The organism is Chromobacterium aquaticum, from assembly GCF_021129195.1.
Classification (GTDB): Bacteria; Pseudomonadota; Gammaproteobacteria; order Burkholderiales; family Chromobacteriaceae; genus Chromobacterium; species Chromobacterium aquaticum.
In genome coordinates this window covers 1-1457 of the sequence record NZ_JAJOHW010000206.1, presented here as the reverse complement: position 1 = coordinate 1457, position 1457 = coordinate 1, and the positions used below count along the sequence as shown (strand labels likewise).

The 1457-nt window shown below is 59.6% G+C and carries 2 protein-coding genes; both read right to left on the bottom strand.

Going from position 1 to position 1457, the window contains the following annotated elements; genetic code table 11:
• Window positions 1-972, bottom strand: a 972-nt coding sequence (locus LQT98_RS22855) for an SEL1-like repeat protein (RefSeq protein WP_231465452.1), incomplete at its 3' end; no start/stop codon positions are given.
• Between the two features lie 67 nt (window positions 973-1039).
• A partial coding sequence (locus LQT98_RS22850; protein ID WP_331282589.1) for a phospholipase D-like domain-containing protein occupies window positions 1040-1457 on the bottom strand: 418 nt, incomplete at its 5' end.

Genomic DNA, 1457 nt, shown 5'->3' with positions numbered 1-1457 from the left:
TTTGGCCTCGGCTTCGGCGGCGGCCTTGCGCTTGGGGTCGAACAGGCCGGTGGCGGGGTCGAGATGTTTGGCTTCGGCCAGCTGCTGGATCTGTTCTTCGCTGGGCTGAGCCGGCCCCGGCCCGCGCCAGGCTTTCAACCATTGGAAGCCGCCATCCCAGGGCGGCAAGGGGGCCGGCGGCAGCGGCACGATCTGGTCGACTTCTTCTACCGTGGGTTGCAGGTAGGAGTAGTCGTAGAGGAACTCCCCTATTTGTTGGTAACGGCGGCTGCGTTCGGGGTCCAGTTTCAGCGCCATGTAATACATGCCATCGTCGGGAGGGAGAGTTTTGAAACCTTTTTCCAAGAAGCCGGCGGAGACGTAGCTACCGAATTTAACGCCAAGTTGCAAAGCGTTAATGCCTTCGGCGTATTTCTTATCTGTTTTAAGGTCGATGCCTAATGTTTTTGCTGCATTGGCATGGCCTTGTTCCGCTGCACAACGATACATCTGGCGTGCGATATCGGGAGCTTTTCTGAGCGGGATTAACAGTTCGGCAACGTAGAACTGTGCCTCGGGGTTGCCCAGATCGGCGGCCTTACGGAAATAGCGCAGCGCCAGCTCGCGGTCGCGCTTGATATTGCCGTAGCCGCGGCTGGTGTAGTAGGCGAGGTTGTAATAGCCGGGGGCGGGGCTCAGGTCCATCAGCTTGTCGTTCAGGTCCAGCACTTCGCGGAAGCCGCCGGCGAAGTCGCCGTCGGTCAGCCCATTCTGCAAATTGATATTGGCCTTGACGTGGCCATGGGCGGCGGCGATGCGGTAGAGCCGCTGCACTTGTCGCGTGACGTCGGGCTGGCGCTTGAGCAGATTGTGCTTTTGCAGGTGGCGGGCGTAGAGGAAGAGCTGATCCGCTTCCGGCATCGGCGCCGGCAGTTGCTGGTGGATGCAGCGGAAGGCCAGCGCCTCCTGTTGCTTGGGGCTGAGGGTGCTCATGCGGGACTCCTGGGCGGCGGCAGCCGCTGAGGTGAGGAGGGCAATCAAGAATAGGGCGCGCATCGGCTTAATCCAGATTGGACAGCTTGGCGCTGTCGCGGCGGAATTCGACCAAGGAAGCGATTGGAGGCTGCTCCTTACGTTTTTGGGTTTTATTTTGTTCAAGAAGCTCTTCCCAATTCTTAAAAGCATTCGGCATCTGTTTCTCATAGGGCAGACTGGTGTCTTCCAGCCCCATCACTTTTCCAGTTCGCGTATTACGGGTATGCAAGGACCACAGCTCGCGGCGCAGTCCGGCGCTGATGTCGCCGCGTTCGTGGCAGATGTTCAGCTCGCTGTCGACGCGCATGCTGCGGGTGTTGATATTGGCCGAGCCCTGGGTCATGAACACGTCGTTGATGATCATCAGCTTGCTGTGGATGTAGACAAAGGGCCAGTCATAGCCCTGGCCGGCGGCGGCGGGACGGTCGGCTTCGCGCTGGTTG